The sequence below is a fragment of the Burkholderia sp. GbtcB21 genome (assembly GCF_019091065.1).
In the GTDB taxonomy this organism is placed as follows: Bacteria; Pseudomonadota; Gammaproteobacteria; order Burkholderiales; family Burkholderiaceae; genus Burkholderia; species Burkholderia pyrrocinia_C.
Genome location: NZ_JAGXKA010000003.1, coordinates 307,401 through 326,381 on the forward strand (window position 1 = coordinate 307,401; position 18,981 = coordinate 326,381).

Below are 18,981 nucleotides of genomic sequence, written 5' to 3' on the forward strand. Positions count from 1 at the left end.
CATTGAATGCGAGTGATCATGTCCCTAATCAAATTGATTCGGCGTACGTCTGCGTTGATCGTCCTCGGTGCCGCGATGAGCAGCGCCTACGCATTGCCGCCGCAGGCGGTGGCGCCGGTGAAGCTGCCGCATGGCGGGCGCGGTGTCGACGGTCCGTTCTTTCCTGCCACGCGTGCGGCGCCGGTGTTGCCGTCGACCGGCACGACGCTGCAGCAGCAGGCGCAGCGGCGTGTCGACGCGAGGCTCGGCGCCAATACGGTGCTGAGCAACGGCGCGGCCGTGACGAAGGCGCAGGCGCAGAGCAGCGGGCTCGGTTTCGTGTCGAAGCACTTCGACGAGATCGATGCGAAGCACACGGGCCGCGTGACGATGAGCGATGTACGGCAGTTCATCCAGCAGCGGCAGGTGCAGGCGCAGCAGGAACAGCAGGACGAGTGACGTAGCGGTGTATGGCCTGACGGCCGGGTGCTGGCGCGGAGTGTGCGTCGGCACCCGGCACTCACGAATGCCGTGCGTCGAGGCTATGGCGCGATCACGGTCATCCTGAACGGCCCGCCGTTCGCCGCCGCATGCGCGACCGCTTCGTTCGCATCGTCGAGCGCGAACACCGTCACGTCGAAATGCCCGAGGTCGAGCAGCCCGCCGCGGACGAGCCCCGTCATCAGCGTCACGGCTTCCGTCGGGCACATCCACTTGCCGCGCAGCGTGATGTCGTTGCGCATGATCCACGGATACGGCAGTTCGAGCCCTGCACCGCCGAGCATGCCGACGCCGCCCATCAGCACCACGCGCCCGTACGGGCGCACCGCCATCACTGCGGCACGCACCGTCGTCGCGGGCACCGACGGCGGCATCAGGTCGATCACGCAGTCGATCGGCCCCGGCGCCGCCTGCTGCATGCGTGCGCGATCCGCGGCTTCGTCGCCGGTCAGCGCGACGGTGCGCACGCGTTCGCCGAAGCGGCGTTCGAGATCCGCGAGCGTGCGCGCATTGCGGCCGGGCACGACCACGCACCGCGCGCCCATCGCCAGTGCCACCGCGATGCCTGCGCTGCCGAAGTTGCCGGTTGCGCCGCTGACGAGCACGATCTCGCCCGCGCGCAGATCGGACGCAAGCAGCCCGCCATACGGCACGAGCAGCGTATTGAGCGCGCACCAGCGTGCGGCGTCGGCCGGCGGGATGTCGCCGATGCGCACGGCGTTCTCGGTCGGCACCCGCAGTCGTTCGGCAAACGGGCCGTCGTGGAAATGGCGCTGCAATTGCTTGCCGCCTTCGCCGCGCGCGCTCCAGCCCTGCAGCACGATATCGGGCATCAGCGCATCGTCGCGCGCGCGCACGGTCGGATCGCAGAACACCCAGTCGCCCGGCTGCAACCTCGTCGCGTCGGGGCCGGTTTGCCTGACACGGCCGATTGCGCCGCAGCCGGGCACCATCGGCAGTTCGATCGGATACCGGCGCTCGCCGCTGAACACTTCCCGTGCATAGGACAGCACCGGTGCAGCAACGACATCCACGATGACCTCGCCGGTGCCGAGCACGGGATCCGGCATCGTCTCGATCGCGAGCGGCATGCCGAGCGACTTCAGAATCGCAGCTTTCATGACTGTTCCAGAGGGTGGGGGACGCGCCGATTCTGGCAGGCTTAGAATCCGCAACAAGGCCCGGCACGAGCCCAGGATCGACCGATACCACCCTGCACGGAGCGACCCCGATGACCGTTACGACGCGAACCCCGTTCGGCGATTTTCTGCGCTCGCGGCGCAAGAAGCTGCGGCCGGATGCCGTCGGCCTGCACGACGGCCCGCGCCGGCGCACGCCCGGCCTGCGGCGAGAGGAAGTCGCGGAACTGGCGGGCATCGGCGTCGACTGGTATGTGCGGCTGGAGCAGGGGCGCGACGTCAGCCCGTCGGACGCGACGCTCGACGCGCTGGCACGCGCATTGCGGCTGGACAAGGCCGAGGCTGCCCATCTGCGCGCGCTCGCGCGGCGCGACACGTCGCGTGCGTTCGTGCCGGAGTGCGTGCCGCCCACCATCGCGCGGCTCGTTGCGAATCTTCACCTGCCTGCGTACGTGACCGGGCGGCGCTGGGACATCCTCGCGTGGAATGCCGCCGCGGCCGACCTGCTCGGCTTCGATCGGCTCGCGGAAGCCGACCGCAACATCCTGGTCTACATGTTCGTCGAGCCGCACGCGCGTCGGCTCTTCGCCGGGAGTTGGGCCGACGAAGCGCGCAGGATGATCGCGCTGTTTCGCACGAACCATGATCTCCATGCGAACGATCCGGCGTTCATTGCGCTGGTGGAGCGCCTGCGCGCGAGCAGCGACGAGTTCGCGAAATGGTGGGATGCGCACGACGTGCGCAGCGGGGCGTCGGGCCAGAAGGTGCTCGTGCATGCGCAACGCGGCACGCAGCGTTATGAATACGCGACGTTTCAGGCGAATGACGATCCCGCGTTGAAGCTGGCGATTTATACGCCGGTGAGTGGCGATGGGGGCGTCGGCGAATAGGGGGGCGCGAGCGACAGGATTCCCGGCGGGTCATGCAAAGGCAGTCCTCAGCCGGGTGACCGAGGCTTGATTGGTTGGCCTGCGTCACCACCCGGCGACGTCTCAATGCATCGGCATTCTTTGCGTGCGAAGGCGGGTGGTGCGGCGGCGTGTTCGGGCAGTGTTCCGCGTCAGGCCGTGTGCCGAGCCGCCAGACGATTCCAGAGCGCCGCTGACCGGCTGCCGCTTCGGCAATACGCGAGCACGGGTTTCGGCAGCGTATCGAGCAATGCTTCGAACGCATCGACTTCCGCGTCGCCGATATGATCGCGCTCGACCGGCAGGTAGCGCGCTTCGAGGCCCAGTTCGCGGGCAGCTGCAGCGATCTCGTCGAACGCAGGCTGATCGTCGCCTTCGCCGTCCGGGCGGTTGCAGATGACCGAGCGGAAGCCCGCATTTCGGATCGCCTTCAGATCGGCCGGCATGATCTGCCGCGAAGCGGAAAACCCGTTTGCAGCCGTCGCCCGACATTGCTCGATCGCTTTCCGGAAACAGGCGATCGCGAAATCGACGTCCTGCTCCGTCGTAAAGCGACCGAAGCTCACGCGCACGGTGCGGCCGGCCGTCTCCGCATCGAGGCCGATCGCGGTCAGCACGTGCGACGGTGCACCGCTGGTCGAGTTGCATGCGGATGTAGACGACACGGCGAGCGCTTCGCCGAGCATGAACGGGAAAAAGCCGGGCGCATTCACCGTCAGACTCAACGTGTGCGGGATGCGGCGCGCAGCAGCGGCGTTCTGCGTGACATCGCCGAGCGCGAACAGCGCGTCCGTCAGGCGTGCGCCGAGCGCCGCAATCCGCACGGCTTCGCCGTCGAGTTTTTCAGCGGCGAGTTCGCACGCGACACCCATGCCGACGATCTGATGCGTCGCGAGCGTGCCCGAGCGCAATCCGCGCTCGTGTCCGCCGCCATGAATCTGCGGAGCGATCCGGTCGGCGATGTCGCGGCGCACGAACAGCGCGCCGATGCCCTTGGGGCCGTACACCTTGTGCGCGGACATCGACATCATGTCGATGCCGAGCGCACGCACGTCGATCGGCGTCTTGCCGAGCGCTTGCGCGGCGTCGACGTGGAGCAGCGCGCCCGCGGCGTGCACGATGCGCGCGATCGCGGCGATGTCGGTCAGCGTGCCGATCTCGTTGTTCACGAGCATCAGCGACACGAGGCCGGTATCGGGGCCGATTGCCGCGGCGACCGCGTCGGCGGTGATTTCGCCGTCGTGCGTGGGCGTCAGGAAGCTGACCGACATCCCGCGCTTCGACAGGTTCGCCATCGTATCGAGAATGGCCTTGTGCTCGAGGCGGCTCGTGATCAGGTGGCGCTTGTCGGTCGCGGTTTCCGCATAGCCCTTCAACGCGAGGTTGTTCGATTCGGTGGCACCCGACGTCCAGACGATCTCGTCGGCGTCCGCGCCGATCAGCGCGGCGACTTGCGCGCGTGCGCGCTCGACCTGTTCCCGCGCCAGCCGGCCGGCGGCATGCGAGCTCGATGCGGGATTGCCGAAGATGCCGTCGAAGCCGAGGCAGGCCGTCATCGCTTCGATCACGCGGGGATCCGCGGGCGTCGTCGCCGCGTAGTCGAGGTAGTGCAGCGTGGTGGTGTCGCTCATGTCCGTTTCTTGCTGATTCTGAATGGGAGAAATGATACGGGGGACAGGAGGGAAAATGGATCCAAAATAGGTCGGTGATCCAGCTTGATATGGAATAACGTTTTCTTTTAATGTGGAATGGTGGAATTTGTTTCTTGGTGGGCGGAGCCGTGCGCGACGTGCCCCCATCGCCGGGTTGCCGTGAAACGATGGGCGAGCGGTGCCTTCCCGCGTCGTTTCGTATTCGGGGGCGGTCGCTACTGTTCCACGGGTTCGATCAAGTCGTTACTGTGGATCGGATGGCTTGGCCAGTCGGTGAGCGTCCCGAACCCATGCATGCAATGCGCTTTCGTACTTTGCCGGGATCGTAATCGTCAGTGTGGTCAGGCGCGTATCGTTGCCCGGCAGCTCCAGATACCTTTGCCAGGCCTTCCGCACAAGTTGCGACATGGCGGAACACGTCATGCCGAGTTCGGCGGCAAGCGCACGCTGTGACCGGCCCTTCACGAAGATTTCAAACAACGCCCAATGGTTGATGGGCTTGATCCGGGTATCTTGGAGCTTCAACAGTCGGAACTGTTCGGCGCTCATGCGTCGGCTTTGCCGCATTCAGACACGCCCGGAAGTTTGCAGGGAAGAAATCAACGCCGCGCCGCAGGAAGTCTTGTGGCCGTCGAATGCGGCGGCGCTGCCTTCGACATCAAACGCCATGTCACCTTCGGCAATCACGCCGGTTCCGTGAATCGGACATGAACACGCGTCGCCAATGCGGGCGACCGCGCGTCCCATTACCTTGCTCCTTCCGGCTCCGGACTCGACCCGGCCGCCGTGGGTGTGTACGTCGCCTACTCGAATAATTCCTCGCATATAACCAATCTCCTGAATGACTTGTCGCGGTGGCCGCGTTCGCTCGAAACGCGCTGCCGCGTCGGTTTGCATCACCACGAATAGCCCTGCGTTCCGTAGTTCGTGTCGTGACGACGGCCCCACCACGGCAGATAGGCGTTGTTCCCGCCGCGCGCGCGGAACCAGTCCTTGTCCGGATCGATCGTCGTGAGTTTCGATGGCGGCATCACCACGACGGCGACGGGATGCGCCGGGTCGGTCGTGCCGGCGACCAGTGCGTTGCCGCCGTAGTGATTGACGCGGCCGATGGCCAGCGCAACGTCGGTCAATGCGCTACCGGTTCCCATGTCGCCGAGCAGCGCCGCCGTGTTGAACGTCTGCTTCTGGTGGTCGTATTCGGGCAGGACTTCGGTAAGCGACTGCGACAGGCCGACAAGGCGCTTCGACGCCGCATCGCTACCGGCACCCGCATCGTGAACGATGTACTTGATATCCGGGACCGCAATCCCTGCGTTTTGTGCCGCTTGATCGATGGTCGCCTTCCACGCTTGCACCGTTCGTGTCGTGCCGACCTTCTGCGAAAACTCGTCGGTGTTGCCGGTCGCGGCCTTGCCGATCCATGCGAGCGGTTCGCGCTCGGTGTTGAAGGTCGGGCCGGCGAGGAACAGCACAACGAGGTTTTCGTTGATCTGCGCATCGGCCGGCGGGAAATTCGGTGCGTCCCAATTCATCACCCATACGCTCTTGTCGGGGTTGGCTTGCAGGTAGTTCAGCGCCTTGTTTAGCGACGTGAAGCCGGCGTTCGCACCGCCTTGCGTTACCTGAACATCGGGGAGAGTGTTGCGGCTCCAAACCTTCGGGAAATGCGGATTTCCGATAAAGAATGTTCTTCTAATTTCGTCGGCTAAGAATGCTCCTGATTCGGCGGCATCGAGTCGCGGTGGAATCGCCAATTCGACATGAACGCCAGCCAGTTCGCGCCAATCCTTTGGGTCATCTGGCTTCACCGTGTAGAAGTACTTCGCGTTCATGGCATAGCGCGAACGCATCAACCGGGGGAACTGTTCCATGTACTTGTGATAGAAACCCTTGAACGTCTCGGCACCATCGTTTCCGTAGGCAATTCCTGCGACTGATTGCAGCGTCATGAACGACTTCGGATCGGTGCGCACCATGTCATCGTTTTTGTTCGGCGCGACAAGTCCTTGAACCCACAACGTTTGCCATTCCGTTGGGTAATCTTTTCGTTGCAGCGGATTCTGCCAAATCAGGCCGACGACCTGCGCAACGAACGGCTTGGCAGGTTCTTCGGTCGGCGCGGCGATACTGGCGTCTTGCTTGGCACTTGGTGCGGCTTGCGCTGGACGCGTCATCGCCGTGGTGAGTAAGAGCACGATGAGTGCCAGTAACCCAGGCAAAATAACTAGTCGTTTCATCCAATCTCCTGTTTCAAGTAACGCAGGGTGCTGCTGATCCAAATGCGCCATCAACGCGAGGATCAGCAGGGCCGAAATTATCCACATCACGACCGCCAAGGTGACGCGGCGCGGCCATGTGGCGATCAGCGCTTTCATACCACCCCCCCGGCCCGCAGATAGAGTTGGCCCTCGCGCTCGTCCACGATCTTTCCGGGCATGTTCCCTTCGCAATCTTTGGCGTGCACCCATTCGTGTATAGATAACTCGCCAATCACACCGTCCAAAAAGTACTCGTAATACTTCTTGACGGGGTTGCGGTTCGGGATGCCGTCCCCCATCCGCCAGTCAGCCTCAATCCGCAGCGCTTTCAATTGCTCAGGCGTCAGGTAGCACGGGCCAATCGCCACATCATAAGCAAGCGCCTTTCTCGCATGTTCCGGGTTGGTCATCGTCGTTGAGTGGTTCGTCGGGCTATTGGTCTGGCCACGATCCAGCCAATCCGTGATCTGCTTGTCTCGCCAGTCCTTGTAGCCGTCAGGTAGATCGCTTTTCCCATCCTCTCCGATAACATGACCGTCACCGTCGACCCACTCGGTGTTCAACGTTCGGCGCGCCTCCATCCGCATCAGTGCACGGTCCTCGTAACGCTGCCCGGCTTCACTCCCGGCCGTCCCCTGGGCGTCGCCGTCCTTGTTCTTCGCCTTGTACTGGTCATAAGGGTCATCTGCCTGTTTGTCCACATCGCTCTTGCTCGCATCGCGCCATGCGGACGGCGGATCGTTACCTTCGTTGAAGTCGCTTACTGCGTCGCCGTCCCGCGTTTCGACCGGCTTGCCGAACCGCAGCGCCTTCGGCGGAAATGTTTCGTCCAATGCAGGTGCATCCGCAATGATCGTCCACCCCTTCGGCGGATCTTCGTTCACACGAAACATCTTTAGTGCGGAAGTCGCAGCGGTCGCCGCATACATGATCGGCGCAGTGATCAATGTCCCCATCATCCCGAAGATGGATTCGTTTCCTTTGAGCGCACCGATCAGACCGAATTTTGCCGGCGGCGACGGGGGATACCAGAAGCCCGATGTCGTCCCTTTCTCGCCATGCCGCCAGTCGTCTTCCCAATATCGATAAGGTTTCTGCACGCCGACATCGAAGCCGGACGCGAACACGCGCTGCGTCAGGACGCCGGATACGCGGATGTCGTCGAGTTCGTGCTTGCCGATACCGCGCCAGCCGATACCCTGCACAGTCACGGCCGAGATCACCTGATCGTGCGGACAGCAATACGACGTGACGCGCCCGTACGTCGAACCGTTCAGGCCGTGACGCGCGCGGTCATCCTGCGCGGCATAGGACTTGTTGCTCGTCGGCGATACGCGGTCATTTGCCATGTCTTCATCGACCTTGTCGGGCGACGGCTCGTATGCGGCGCGGGCGCCGATGATCGACAGGAATTTTCCGAACGTCTGCGTGCGTGCCGCGTAAGTCTGTCGTCCGCGATTGCCCTTGTCGTCCTTCGTTCCGCGCTGTGACCACGTGTCCATGAATATGCTGGATTTTTGCTGACCTTCGCCCTGAGCGAAACTGTACGGGGCATTCGCCAGCACGTAGGCGTCCGCAACGCACCGTCCCTTACGCCCCCAAGGATCTTCGACTTCCGGTAACGCATCACCAAAGAACGCGCCTGTGAGGCCGACGATATTCCCTTGGCTGTGACACACAACCGTGATCGGTACATTGGCCTGCATCTTGCGGATCGACTCGATCAACCTGGCGAGCCGCAACGCGGCAAGCACGCCATACGCACGCGGCGGCGCGCGATATAGTGGCCGGTTGGTCGGGTTGATACCCTGCACGGACGTCCATCCGAATGCCCGGTCGTCGAGGCCGCCGTGCCAAAGATCGGGCAGGCTCGAACAGCCGTTGGTGAACGGACCGCCGCCCCAATAGTCCTTCTCGTTCAGAAAGATCTTGTCGCCGTATTCCTTCAGCTCTTCCAGTGTCGCCTTGTAGCCCCACCGAAAATGGATGACGGGTGAGAATGACGGATCAGGTTTGACATAGGTTCCCGCCCAAAGCTGCGGGTTCAGAAACCCGTCCGGCGTCATGCCTTCGGTGTACTTCGCGGGCGTCAACTGGCCGGCATCGACGCCTTGATATTTCATCTGATCATCCATGCGCCCGAGCCGCCGATTCAGGCCTTCACACAATCCTTCTTCGGACGCTTCGAACCATTCGCCCTCAGAGTTGACACCGTGGACGAAGATGACGACCCCAGGCAACGGAAGTTGCTTGACGCAGACAAGCCGGTTGTTCTTGTCGAACAACATCGGCCCTTCGGTTCGGCCGACGACGATAGGCGGCGATTCGGAACGCGATGCAGCCGTGTCGGGCGCGTCGGTCTTTGCGGCGGGCTCGTCGGTGCGCGCGTTCGCTACCGGTCGGGGATCGAGAATCGAGGCGGCCATCGTTTTAAACGTTTTTCTTGATGAACTGCACCGCCAGCTTCTCGAACTGGTCGGCATGGACCGCCGGCAGTTCGCCGGCCGTGTCGGTCGTGAGGTTCGACAGTGCCCCGGACGCCTTCTGAATTTGCCCGTCGAAGCCCGCCACCGCATCGCCATCGGTCGCGCGAACGAGTTTCGGCACGCGGCCAAGCGGGGCTTTGTCGAACTTCGGCATATCGGCGTTCATGCTGGCCGGACCATCCCACGCATGGCCCGCCGACTTCACGGTGAAGATGCCGGGGCAGCCAAGTTCGATGTTGCCGCCGTCAAGCTTGAGATACGCGCCGCCCGATGTGACGAGAACCACCTGATCGTTTGCCATGCCGGCAAGCGTGCCGCCCGCCGCAGTCAACTGGATGTTCTTCGCCGAATCCACCTGCGTGTCGTCGTTCTGCGACTGGATCGTCACCTTCCCCTGATTCGCGATTGCCGACACGCCGTCGCTATGCGCGAACATCGCGATGCCATGACCGCCATGCAGACTGATGCGCTCGCCGCTGGCGAGTTGCACGTGCTGCCGTGCGATCTGATCGATGTTCTCGCCCGCATACATGACATGCGTTTTGGGAGTGACGTGCAGCGATCCTGCCTGCGCGCCGAACGCCAGCAAGGCGGATGCGTCACCGGCTGCACCGGATTCCGCGCTGCCGGGTGTCCACTTGCGGAACGCATCGGCGATCTTGCCCTGGCCGACGGTATCGGCGGACTGTCCGCCATGCTGGCCGGCATAATCGCCGAGCGATTTGAACAGTTCGGCGCACTGGTCGAGCAAGTGAATCAGCTCGTCGCGATCGATCTGACCACCGGTCGCGCGTGTGCGCGCATAGGTCGACAATAGAATGCCCTGGGCGGCGCGCAACGCCGCGGCGGCGTCGGTGCGCAGTTCCGCACCTTCGCCCCGATCGCTTCCGTGTCCGTCTTTCCGGGGCTGCGTCAGGTACCCCAGATTCAATTGGGTATGCGCGTGTTCGCTCGCCAACTGCGCCGAGATTTGCGATGGCGTATCGTCCAGGCGAAGCTGGTTGTACCGATCGCCGTTGATTTCCTTGGTCTTGATCCCGGACAAGTAGCGGTTGCCGGGTAGCGCGCCGGTATGCGTGAAAGTCGCGGGCGGGTTTGCGCCGTTGCTCAAAACCCCGATGATGACCAACCGGTCCGGATCGCCCGACAGGCACCCCAGCAAGACTTCCATGCCGACGCGGGGGAGGAAGAGCGCACCGAAGTTGCCGCCCGCGAGACTCGCCGCGACACGTATCGGCGCACTGTCACCGGCCGACCCGTTCGTTCCGGCACCTTGCGCGTGCGCGTGATCCGCCGGATCGAAGCCGTGAATCCGCACGCGCACGCGGCCGGCTTTGTCGCAGAACACTTCTTCCCCCTGCGTGCCGACGATCGTGCCGGTCAGCAGGTGAGCCGGCGGGAGGTCGATTTCCGGATCGTAGGACGGCTTGAGCGGCACACCGCGACGCACGCACGTGAAACTGTTCTCGTAACGCGTGTCCGTTTGGTCCGACGCATCGGCCGGCAGGAACGGTGTGGTTCGCGTGAGGTTCCGGCTCGCCGCGAACAGCGCGTTCACGCGGCTCGTCAGGTCTTTCGGCAGGTTGTTCCAGATATCGTGCCGAACCGACGTCACGACGAACTGCCGCTGTTCGGCCAGCTTCATGTCCAGTTCGGGGTCGCCCGTCAGCGTGAACCAGTAACCGACCGGCATATCGCGTACGCTGCCGATACCGTCGTAGCGCTCAGCCTCGAACTGGTGGGCGAGTATCCGGTCGTGTGTGATGCGGCCGTGGTCGTTCCACGAATCGCCCACGTGCGGAATATCGATCGCCACATCGGTCAGCAATTGGGCAAGGTCGTTGCCGGCGTCGCCCTGATCGATGCTGCTTGCGATAGCAGAGACGTCCATGCGGGCCTTCTTGTAGTCCCACGACGGACGGCTGGCTTTGCCGGGAGACAGGCTTTGATAACGAGCGAACAGCGTCACCGTATCGCGTAGTTCGGTTCCTGCATCGCGCGGGTGAAGACGCACGGTACCGGCGGGTGATTCCGCCAATCGAAGCGGGTCATCGCAGAATGCGAGCGTATGAATCGGCCGCTCTTCGGTCGTGCTACGCGCCCCTCCGACCGGCCCGGCCTTCGCAAAAACCGTGATGCCTTCGCGCCGCAGCAGTCGACGCACAAAACGAGCGTCCGACTCGTTGACCTGCCGCGTCAGTTCGCGTGCCGGATAGCGCTCGATTCGCAATCCGGACAGATCGAAATCGAATGCACGCGCGAGTGCGGCGCTGCGTTGTCGCCATTCGTTCATCAGCGTGGCAAGAATCTCGATAACGCTCATCGATCGGAATACGCGGGAGTTGGTGCGGTAGTCCATCAACGAAAGCGCATCGCAGACGTGCAACTGGTATACCGTCAGCTCGCCGTCGGATTGACCGATATGCACGTCCCGCACGATTGCATTGATCGTCCGCACGTCGCCCCGGTCGGTCGTCAGGCGGACCGATACAGGCAGGCCGAGAAACAGCGTGGGGGATAGATGATCGCGTGTGGAAACGCAGGTCAGGTACCCGTCGATGCCCGACATCAACCCTTCGCGGATATCGGCGTGATGGAGCGCCAGCAGATGGCCGACTGCGCGTTGCGCCTGCCCGAAATGAAGGGCGACCGGCCGCTTGTTCCAGTCGACAAGACCGGATGCAAAGTTTCGAAATGTTGCTGCTATCGACATAACGGCAATCTCGTTATTATTTTCCGGATTCGGACTTGTTCGAATTGGACTCTCGGTTTAATAAAGCGGCACTCGTAATTTCGATGCGGAGAATATCAAACTTATATCGATTTCAATGAATATTGATATTTCGAGATGAAAAATAACTCATTAAGAAACAGTGTTTGACGTTTTTCGGCGTTCGATTTTTTAATAAAAGTCCTATGTGGAGCATATTTGGTGATATTCATGTCTGATCTTTGCGGGTCAGCCGCGCCGTGGTGACTGACTTTTCGTCGAACTGAATTGGGTTGCCAAATTTCAAAAAATCAGACTTTTCCCAATTCGGAATGGACTGCGACACATTGCGGTGTCGGAAGGGAGCCGAGCATGCCGGATCGTCTGCATGCAGGGCGTAAACGGAGCGGTACGACGATTCTTCGATGTCCATGAGGGATTTCCCCGTGACGCATGCGTGAGCGTCATTTCAACGCCGCGTCCATTCGCTCCGCGCTTCCCCGTAGACACTTCCCGCCCCCTCGCGTCCGATTATTTGCATTTCGCGAATGGCGCGTTCGCCGGTTGTTCCATACCCGATCCGCAGCCTTGCACCTATCGTGGTGGCGTCGGCTGGCTGGATTCGATGCGTCGAACCGGAAAGGCGGCCGGCACTTCGTTGCGATTCGCGTCGCACACCACACAAAAAACATCGGACCTGGCTTATGCACAGGCGCTTCGGCGCGCGCAGGCGGACCAGTCCTCGGAGACGGAAATGAAAGCAAACGAGTGGGATACCTCCTATGAGTGGAAGGCGGTGACGCTGCTGGCGCTCGGCTTCGGGCTGGTCGGCCTCGACCGCTGGCTCATCGCGCCGCTGTTCCCTTCGATCATGAAGGACCTCAACCTGACCGCGCAGGACGTCGGCAACTGCATCGGCGTGCTCGGCCTGTCGTGGGGCGTCTTCGCGGCGCTGATGGGCGGCATCTCGGACAAGATCGGCCGCAGGAAGGTGCTCATTCCGGCCATCATCGCGTTCTCGCTGCTGTCGGGCTTTTCGGGGCTCGCGGGCGGCCTGCTCGGGCTGATGGCGATTCGCGGGCTGATGGGCGTCGCGGAAGGTTCGTTCTGCCCGACGAGTTTCGCGGCGACGGCCGACGCATCGCATCCGCGGCGGCGCGGCCTGAACCTCGGCCTGCAGCAAAGCGGCTTCGCGCTGTTCGGGCTGGCGCTGTCGCCGATCATCGCCACGCAGCTGCTCGGCTTCCTGTCGTGGCGCTGGGTCTTTGCGCTGGTGGCGATTCCCGGCCTGATCCTCGGCGCGATCATGTTCTTCGTCATCCGCGAGCCGAAGGTCGTGAAGGAGGTCGCGTCGGAACACGCGCCGGCTTCGCTCGGCCACGTGCTCAAGAGCCGCAACATCCTCGTGGCGATGGCCGCACTGTGCTGCGCGATGACCGGCGTCTTCGTGCTCGGCGCGCTGCTGCCGCTGTACCTGACCGATTACCTGTCGCTCGGCACGCAGAAGATGGGCCTCGTGGTGTCGGCGATCGGCTTCGGCGGCTTTCTCGGGCAGTTCGGTTTGCCCGGCCTCTCCGACCTGGTCGGGCGCCGCCTCGCGAGTATCGTCGGCTTCGCGGGAACGGCCGTGATGCTCTATATCTTCCGCGGCCTCGGCCCGCAGCCGCTCGCGTTGTTCGGCGTCCTGTTCGTCGCGTCGTTCTTCACGCTCGGGCTGGTGTCGCTGCTGTCCGGCCCGGTCGCGACCGAGGCTGCGCCCGTCGGCCTCGTGTCGACGTCGATCGGCGTGGTGGTCGGCGTCGGCGAGATCTTCGGCGGCGGCATCGCGCCGGCGATGGGCGGCTACGTCGCCGCACACTTCGGCATCCAGAACATTCTGTGGTTGCCGATGTGCGCGGTCATGCTGGGCATCGTGGTCAGCATGCTGTTGAAGGAAACCGCGCCCGCCGTGCTGCAGCGTCGCGTGGTCGTTCAACCGGAGCTGGCGGCCGGCAAGCAGCCGAGGTAATGCCCGCGCGAGCGCGCAGGCGTTCGCCCGTGCCGGTGCGCTCCGCGATTGACATCGATTCGGCGACACAGTGACGCTTTTCGCATGACACAGCCCGTTGCCCGGTGCAGGTAGACTGCCGGTTTCGCTGTCGAAAAAAAGGCGCGGTATGGACCGGTTCCTCAGCATCGAGGCATTCGTAAGAGTCGCGGAGGCGAGCAGCTTCGCCGAGGCCGCGCGGCAGCTTGGTGTGACGAGTTCGGTCGTGACGAACCGCATCCAGCAACTGGAGAAGTTCGTCAATGCGCCGCTGTTCCATCGCAGCACGCGCCACGTGCGCTTGTCCGAAGTGGGCGAGGCGTTTTATCGCGAGTGCGCGGAGGTGGTGGGGCGCGTCAACGAGTTGACGGACCAGATGCGCGAGCTGCGCGCGACGCCGACCGGGCGGCTGCGCATCCAGATGCTGCCCGGTTTCGCACTCGATCACTTCGGCGCGCCGCTGGTCGAATTCAATCGACGCTACCCGGGCATCCAGCTCGACGTCATCGTCAATGATCGTGTGGTCGACCCCGTCGAAGAAGGGTTCGACATCGCGTTCCAGATCTTTCCGCCGATTTCCGAATCTCTGATCGAGCGGCGGCTGTTCACGGTCAGGCGTCTCTTCTGCGCGTCGCCCGCTTACCTCGAAGCGCATGGTGCGCCACAACATCCGCGCGATTTGCTGCAGCACACCACCGCGCTGTATTCGGGCTATCCGTCGCGCAATCGCTGGACGATGACGCGCGACGACGAGGTCGTCGAAATGGAGCTGCCGGGCATGATTCGCTCGAACTCCGTTCACCTGCTGCGCGAGTACGCGCTGACCGGCGGCGGCGTCGTTTGCCTGCCCACGCTCGTGGCGAGCGACGCGCTCGTCGCGGGGCGGCTGGTGCCGATCCTGACCGACTACCAGCTCGCGCCGCTGAGCTTTGCCGCCGTTTATCCCGCAACGCAGCGACAGGCGTTGAAGGTGAAGGCGCTGGTCGAATTCCTCGCCGAATATATCGGCGACGAGCCCCCGTGGGATCTTCCGCTTCTGGAGCATGGCTGGGTGCGGTGACCCGCGCGATTATTCGCGAAACGCAAATGCCGTAATCGCCATCCGTTGCCTTGTTGCCGCTGTCGCTTGCCCCTAGAGTTGAATCCAACAAGCAGTTCAACTCAGGAGACAGCAATGACCGACACGGCATTCCACACCGTCTTTGGCTCGCTCGACAGCTACAGGAAGGGCGAGATCGAAATCACCAGCGGCAGCGCCCAGCACTACGCCTTCTCGAACGTCTTCGAGGTGGCATCGAAGTCGGCCCCTTACGAAAAGGTCGTCGCCGGCAAGAATCTCGAATACGTGATCGAAGTGCTGAGGACCGAGGGCCAGTCGCCCTGGTTCGCATGTGCCCATGACGAGTTCACGATCCAGATGGACGGCGAAGTCCGGATCGAATTCATCAAGCTCGACACGCCGCCGGCATCGGGCCGCGGCACCGTCAGCGCCGGCGCACAACCGGCCGGCCGCAAGATGGGGTACGTCGTCCTGCGCAAGGGACATCAAGCGCTGCTGCCGGCCGGCTGTGCATACCGCTTCGTCGCCGGCAAGCCGGGTGTCGCGCTCGTGCAGACCATCCTCGGCGAGCTGTCCGTCGAGAAGTGGGCCGAGATCTGCCTGCACTGACCGTTCCGACCGCTCACATTCGACTATTCCAGGAGACACGTTATGGCCACCCTCGAGACCCTCGACCCTTCCGCCGGTTTCGCCGCCGATCTGGTGCGATCCACGCAAGCCGATGCCGTTACCGGCTACCGCCGCTTTCAGCTCGGCGAGTTCGCGTTTCAGCGCGATGAGTATTTCGTGAAGATCAGTTGGCCCGCGAAAGGCCAGACCCGCACGCATGCGATGCCGGCCGACGCGTTCCTGCGCGCGATGATGCGCGACGTGGCGTGGGGCTTCTTCTACGGCTGGGTGAATTTCGATCACGTGTTCGGCACGCGCAATCACTACGGCAAGGTGGACATGTATGCGGGCACCTTCAACGGCATCCTGAAGGACGCCGGGGTCGACTACACCGAGACCTTCGAAACGCCGACGATCATGGCGACCTTCAAGGCGATGTTGCACGACTGGACGAACGAAGGCTTCGACCCGTTCGCGGCGCCCGAGGAAACGGGCACGGCATTCGGGCGCAAGCATGGCGACAACGGTTCGGCAATCGAGCGCACGCGGATCGCGACGCGCCGCATGCCGGGCCTCGAAGGCGACTCGCCGCTGCGCGACGAGCTGCCCGTCAACCGCGCGTTTCTCGACGTCGCGCAGGACGAGCCGGAAGTGCATGTCGAGCCGGGCTTCGAAGGCGAGCTGCACGCGTTCAACCTGTTCAAGTACCTGTCGCGCTCGGACGTGACGTGGAATCCGTCGGTCACGTCGGTGTGCGGGCGCAGCCTGTTCTGCCCGACCACCGAGGAATTCATCCTGCCGGTCTTCCACGGCAACGACCGCGTCGAATGGTTCCTGCAACTGTCCGACGAAATCGTGTGGGACATCGGCGACAAGAACACCGGCGCACCGCGGGCACGCGTCACGATGCGCGCAGGCGACATTTGCGCGATGCCCGCCGACATCCGGCACCAGGGCTACTCGACGAAGCGTTCGATGCTGCTGGTCTGGGAAAACGCGACACCGGACCTGCCGCAACGCTACGAGAGCGGCGAGCTCGCGCCGTATCCGATCGCGTTCTGAGCAGCGCTTCAGATTTCGCTTCAGCAATACACCGAGGACGATTCATGCAAACCCAACTCTTCATCGACGGGCGCTTCGTTGACGCCGTCGACCGCGGCACGATCGACGTGCTGAATCCTCACGACGGCTCCGTCATCACGAAGATCGCCGCGGCCACCGCGGCGGACGTGGACCTGGCCGTCGAAGCGGCGACCCGCGCGTTCCCGAAATGGTCGGCCATGCCGGCAGCCGAACGCGGCCGGCTGCTGCTGCGCCTCGCCGATGCGATCGAGGCGCATGCGGAGGAGCTGGCGCAGCTCGAATCGCTGGACACAGGCCACCCGATTCGCGATTCGCGCGCGCTCGACGTGCCGCGCACGGCGGCGTGCTTCCGCTACTTCGGAGGCATGGCCGACAAGCTGCAAGGCTCGGTGATTCCCGTCGAAACCGGCTTCCTGAACTATGTGCAGCGCGCGCCGATCGGCGTCGTCGGCCAGATCGTGCCGTGGAATTTCCCGCTGATGTTCACGAGCTGGAAGATGGGCCCGGCGCTGGCCGCCGGCAACACGGTGGTGCTCAAGCCGTCCGAAATCACGCCGCTGTCGACGTTGCGCATCGTCGAGCTGATGGCCGAGGTCGGGTTCCCCGCAGGCGTCGTCAATATCGTTCCCGGTTACGGACATACGGCCGGCCAGCGTCTCGCCGAACACCCGGGCGTCGGCAAGATCGCGTTCACGGGTTCGACCGCAACCGGCCGCCGGATCGTCGAAGCGTCGCAGGGCAACCTGAAGCGCGTTCAACTGGAGCTGGGCGGCAAGGGCGCCAACATCGTCTTCGACGATGCCGAGCTCGACGCGGCCATCAACGGCGCCGCATGGGCGATCTTTCACAACCAGGGGCAGGCGTGTATCGCGGGGTCGCGCCTCGTGCTGCACGAGCGCATTGCGGACGCGTTCCTCGAGCGATTCGTTGCGCTCGCATCGTCGATCCGGATCGGCAACCCGTTCGACGCCGATACCGAGATGGGCCCGCTGACGTCGAAGCAGCACCTCGAGCGCGTGCTGTCGTTCGTCGACGTCGCGCGCGAGCAGGGCGGCCGCGTGCTCACCGGCGGCAGCGTGCCGCAAGATCCGGCACTGGCCAACGGCTACTATGTGCGCCCGACGGTCATCGAAGCGAAGAGCGCGACCGACCGCATCGCGCAGGAGGAAGTGTTCGGCCCGTTCGTCACCGTGCTGCGCTTCGGCAGCGACGAAGAAGCGCTGGCCATCGCCAACGCGACGGAATACGGGCTGGGCAGCGGCCTGTGGACCCAGAACCTCTCGCGCGCACACAAGATGGCGTCGCAGATCAACGCGGGCATGTGCTGGATCAACTGCTACAAGCGCGTCAATCCGGGCAGTCCGTTCGGCGGCGTGGGCAAGTCGGGCTACGGCCGCGAGATGGGCTTCGAGGCCATGCACGACTACACTGAAGCTCGGTCGGTTTGGGTCAATGTCGACGGCAACGTGCCGCCGCACTTCAAGCGCTGAGGCTTTCATGGAACGTTTCGTCTATCAGGGCACGCCTTCCCGCGTGGTGTTCGAATGGGGGGCGCTCGCCAGGCTGCCGGGCGAGCTGTCGGCGCTCGGCGCGCAGCGCGCGCTCATCCTGTCCACGCCCGAGCAGCGGCCGCTCGCCGACCGCGTGAAGGCGGTACTGGGCGAGCGTGCGGCAGGCGTGTGCGCACAGGCGGTCATGCACGTTCCGGTCGAAGTCGCGCGTGCCGCGCGCGAGATGGCCGCCGAGCTGGGCGCGGACTGTTGCATCGCGATCGGCGGCGGTTCCACGATCGGGCTGGGCAAGGCCATTGCGCTCGAATCGTCGCTGCCGATCCTGGCCGTGCCGACGACTTATGCCGGCTCGGAGATGACGCCGATCTACGGGCTCACCGAAGGCCGGCTGAAGCGCACCGGGCGCGATGCACGCGTGCTGCCGCGTACCGTGCTCTACGACCCGTCGTTGACGTTGTCGCTGCCGCCGGGCATTTCGGCGGCGTCCGGTGTCAATGCGATGGCGCACGCGGTCGAGGCGCTCTATTCGGAAGACGCGAACCCGGTGATCAGTTTGATGGCCGAGGAATCGATTCGCGCGCTCGGCGAAGCGCTGCCCGTCGTGGTGCGCGATCCGGAAAACCGGGAGATGCGCAGCCGCGCGTTGTATGGCGCGTGGCTCGCGGGAACCTGCCTGGGCGCGGTCGGCATGGCGCTGCACCACAAGCTTTGTCATACGCTCGGCGGCACCTTCAACCTGCCGCATGCGCAGACGCACGCGGCCATGTTGCCGCATACCGCGCACTACAACCACGCCGCTGCGCCCGACGCGCTGCGCCGCGTCGCGCGAGCGCTGGGCGGGAACGATGCGGCCGAAGCCGGCCCGCTGCTGTTCAGGCTGAACGAGCAGCTCGGCATCGCGCCGGCGCTCGCCGACATCGGGATGCCGCAGGAAGGCCTCGACGAAGCGGCCGATCTCGCATGCCGGAATCCGTATGCAAATCCGCGGCCGATCGAACGCTCGGCGATTCGTGCGCTGCTTCAGGACGCGTGGGAAGGGCGCGCGCCGCATTGAAC

Annotated in this window: 16 protein-coding genes; 8 read left to right on the plus strand and 8 right to left on the minus strand. The window is 63.8% G+C overall.

What is annotated here, in order from left to right; genetic code table 11:
- Positions 1 to 6: 6 nt before the first annotated feature.
- Positions 7 to 438, plus strand: coding sequence for a hypothetical protein (locus KVT39_RS09385; protein ID WP_063835067.1), 432 nt, complete (start codon positions 7 to 9; stop codon positions 436 to 438).
- A gap of 83 nt (positions 439 to 521) precedes the next feature.
- Here KVT39_RS09385 and KVT39_RS09390 read toward each other — a convergent pair whose 3' ends face one another.
- Entirely contained in the window at positions 522 to 1,601 is a 1,080-nt protein-coding gene (locus KVT39_RS09390; protein WP_217588749.1) for a zinc-binding dehydrogenase, read from the minus strand.
- Between the two features lie 110 nt (positions 1,602 to 1,711).
- Here KVT39_RS09390 and KVT39_RS09395 point away from each other — a divergent pair, with 110 nt between their 5' ends.
- Positions 1,712 to 2,509, plus strand: coding sequence for a helix-turn-helix transcriptional regulator (locus KVT39_RS09395; RefSeq protein ID WP_217588750.1), 798 nt, complete (start codon positions 1,712 to 1,714; stop codon positions 2,507 to 2,509).
- Positions 2,510 to 2,679: 170 nt separating this feature from the next.
- Here KVT39_RS09395 and KVT39_RS09400 read toward each other — a convergent pair whose 3' ends face one another.
- The 7 genes from KVT39_RS09400 to KVT39_RS09430 all read right to left on the minus strand — a co-directional run bounded on the left by KVT39_RS09400 (position 2,680) and on the right by KVT39_RS09430 (position 12,069).
- Positions 2,680 to 4,158 carry an aminotransferase class V-fold PLP-dependent enzyme gene (locus KVT39_RS09400; RefSeq protein ID WP_217588751.1) on the minus strand — a complete coding sequence of 493 codons (1,479 nt, stop codon included), beginning with the start codon at positions 4,156 to 4,158 and terminating at the stop codon, positions 2,680 to 2,682.
- Positions 4,159 to 4,422: 264 nt separating this feature from the next.
- Positions 4,423 to 4,728 (minus strand): TrfB-related DNA-binding protein, encoded by a 306-nt coding sequence (locus tag KVT39_RS09405; protein WP_034182204.1) that lies wholly within the window; start codon positions 4,726 to 4,728, stop codon positions 4,423 to 4,425.
- Between the two features lie 18 nt (positions 4,729 to 4,746).
- Positions 4,747 to 5,004 carry a PAAR domain-containing protein gene (locus KVT39_RS09410; RefSeq protein ID WP_081938507.1) on the minus strand — a complete coding sequence of 86 codons (258 nt, stop codon included), beginning with the start codon at positions 5,002 to 5,004 and terminating at the stop codon, positions 4,747 to 4,749.
- Between the two features lie 71 nt (positions 5,005 to 5,075).
- Complete coding sequence (locus KVT39_RS09415) at positions 5,076 to 6,557, minus strand: virulence factor (RefSeq protein ID WP_217588752.1); 1,482 nt, start codon at positions 6,555 to 6,557, stop codon at positions 5,076 to 5,078.
- The gene (locus tag KVT39_RS09420; protein ID WP_217588754.1) at positions 6,554 to 8,866 is read right to left on the minus strand and encodes a DUF3274 domain-containing protein; all 2,313 of its coding nucleotides are present in this window, start codon (positions 8,864 to 8,866) and stop codon (positions 6,554 to 6,556) included. The genes KVT39_RS09415 and KVT39_RS09420 overlap by 4 nt, the downstream gene beginning before the upstream one ends.
- A 4-nt stretch (positions 8,867 to 8,870) precedes the next feature.
- A complete protein-coding gene (locus KVT39_RS09425; RefSeq protein WP_217588756.1) occupies positions 8,871 to 11,639 on the minus strand; it encodes a type VI secretion system Vgr family protein in 2,769 nt (922 codons plus the stop codon).
- A 226-nt stretch (positions 11,640 to 11,865) separates the two neighbouring features.
- Positions 11,866 to 12,069 (minus strand): hypothetical protein, encoded by a 204-nt coding sequence (locus tag KVT39_RS09430; protein ID WP_131949069.1) that lies wholly within the window; start codon positions 12,067 to 12,069, stop codon positions 11,866 to 11,868.
- 321 nt (positions 12,070 to 12,390) lie between these two features.
- Here KVT39_RS09430 and KVT39_RS09435 point away from each other — a divergent pair, with 321 nt between their 5' ends.
- From KVT39_RS09435 to KVT39_RS09460, 6 genes are all read left to right on the plus strand, one after another.
- Positions 12,391 to 13,644 (plus strand): MFS transporter, encoded by a 1,254-nt coding sequence (locus KVT39_RS09435; RefSeq protein ID WP_105393324.1) that lies wholly within the window; start codon positions 12,391 to 12,393, stop codon positions 13,642 to 13,644.
- Between the two features lie 148 nt (positions 13,645 to 13,792).
- Positions 13,793 to 14,722, plus strand: a complete 930-nt coding sequence (locus KVT39_RS09440; RefSeq protein WP_175746732.1) for a LysR family transcriptional regulator — start codon at positions 13,793 to 13,795, stop codon at positions 14,720 to 14,722.
- 114 nt (positions 14,723 to 14,836) lie between these two features.
- On the plus strand, positions 14,837 to 15,331 hold the full coding sequence (locus KVT39_RS09445) for a hypothetical protein (protein ID WP_034181946.1): 495 nt from the start codon (positions 14,837 to 14,839) through the stop codon (positions 15,329 to 15,331).
- 42 nt (positions 15,332 to 15,373) lie between these two features.
- Entirely contained in the window at positions 15,374 to 16,393 is a 1,020-nt protein-coding gene (locus KVT39_RS09450; RefSeq protein WP_034181947.1) for a hydroxyquinol 1,2-dioxygenase, read from the plus strand.
- Positions 16,394 to 16,437: 44 nt separating this feature from the next.
- Positions 16,438 to 17,904, plus strand: a complete 1,467-nt coding sequence (locus tag KVT39_RS09455; RefSeq protein ID WP_217588758.1) for an aldehyde dehydrogenase family protein — start codon at positions 16,438 to 16,440, stop codon at positions 17,902 to 17,904.
- Positions 17,905 to 17,911: 7 nt separating this feature from the next.
- On the plus strand, positions 17,912 to 18,979 hold the full coding sequence (locus KVT39_RS09460) for a maleylacetate reductase (protein ID WP_217588760.1): 1,068 nt from the start codon (positions 17,912 to 17,914) through the stop codon (positions 18,977 to 18,979).
- The last annotated feature ends 2 nt before the right edge of the window (positions 18,980 to 18,981 follow it).

Coding starts and splice junctions, on each gene's coding strand:
- KVT39_RS09385 (WP_063835067.1), top strand. CDS start 7: ATGCGAGTGATCATGTCCCTAATCAAATTGATTCGGCGTACGTCTGCG.
- KVT39_RS09390 (WP_217588749.1), bottom strand. CDS start 1,601: ATGAAAGCTGCGATTCTGAAGTCGCTCGGCATGCCGCTCGCGATCGAG.
- KVT39_RS09395 (WP_217588750.1), top strand. CDS start 1,712: ATGACCGTTACGACGCGAACCCCGTTCGGCGATTTTCTGCGCTCGCGG.
- KVT39_RS09400 (WP_217588751.1), bottom strand. CDS start 4,158: ATGAGCGACACCACCACGCTGCACTACCTCGACTACGCGGCGACGACG.
- KVT39_RS09405 (WP_034182204.1), bottom strand. CDS start 4,728: ATGAGCGCCGAACAGTTCCGACTGTTGAAGCTCCAAGATACCCGGATC.
- KVT39_RS09410 (WP_081938507.1), bottom strand. CDS start 5,004: ATGCGAGGAATTATTCGAGTAGGCGACGTACACACCCACGGCGGCCGG.
- KVT39_RS09415 (WP_217588752.1), bottom strand. CDS start 6,557: ATGAAAGCGCTGATCGCCACATGGCCGCGCCGCGTCACCTTGGCGGTC.
- KVT39_RS09420 (WP_217588754.1), bottom strand. CDS start 8,866: ATGGCCGCCTCGATTCTCGATCCCCGACCGGTAGCGAACGCGCGCACC.
- KVT39_RS09425 (WP_217588756.1), bottom strand. CDS start 11,639: ATGTCGATAGCAGCAACATTTCGAAACTTTGCATCCGGTCTTGTCGAC.
- KVT39_RS09430 (WP_131949069.1), bottom strand. CDS start 12,069: ATGGACATCGAAGAATCGTCGTACCGCTCCGTTTACGCCCTGCATGCA.
- KVT39_RS09435 (WP_105393324.1), top strand. CDS start 12,391: ATGAAAGCAAACGAGTGGGATACCTCCTATGAGTGGAAGGCGGTGACG.
- KVT39_RS09440 (WP_175746732.1), top strand. CDS start 13,793: ATGGACCGGTTCCTCAGCATCGAGGCATTCGTAAGAGTCGCGGAGGCG.
- KVT39_RS09445 (WP_034181946.1), top strand. CDS start 14,837: ATGACCGACACGGCATTCCACACCGTCTTTGGCTCGCTCGACAGCTAC.
- KVT39_RS09450 (WP_034181947.1), top strand. CDS start 15,374: ATGGCCACCCTCGAGACCCTCGACCCTTCCGCCGGTTTCGCCGCCGAT.
- KVT39_RS09455 (WP_217588758.1), top strand. CDS start 16,438: ATGCAAACCCAACTCTTCATCGACGGGCGCTTCGTTGACGCCGTCGAC.
- KVT39_RS09460 (WP_217588760.1), top strand. CDS start 17,912: ATGGAACGTTTCGTCTATCAGGGCACGCCTTCCCGCGTGGTGTTCGAA.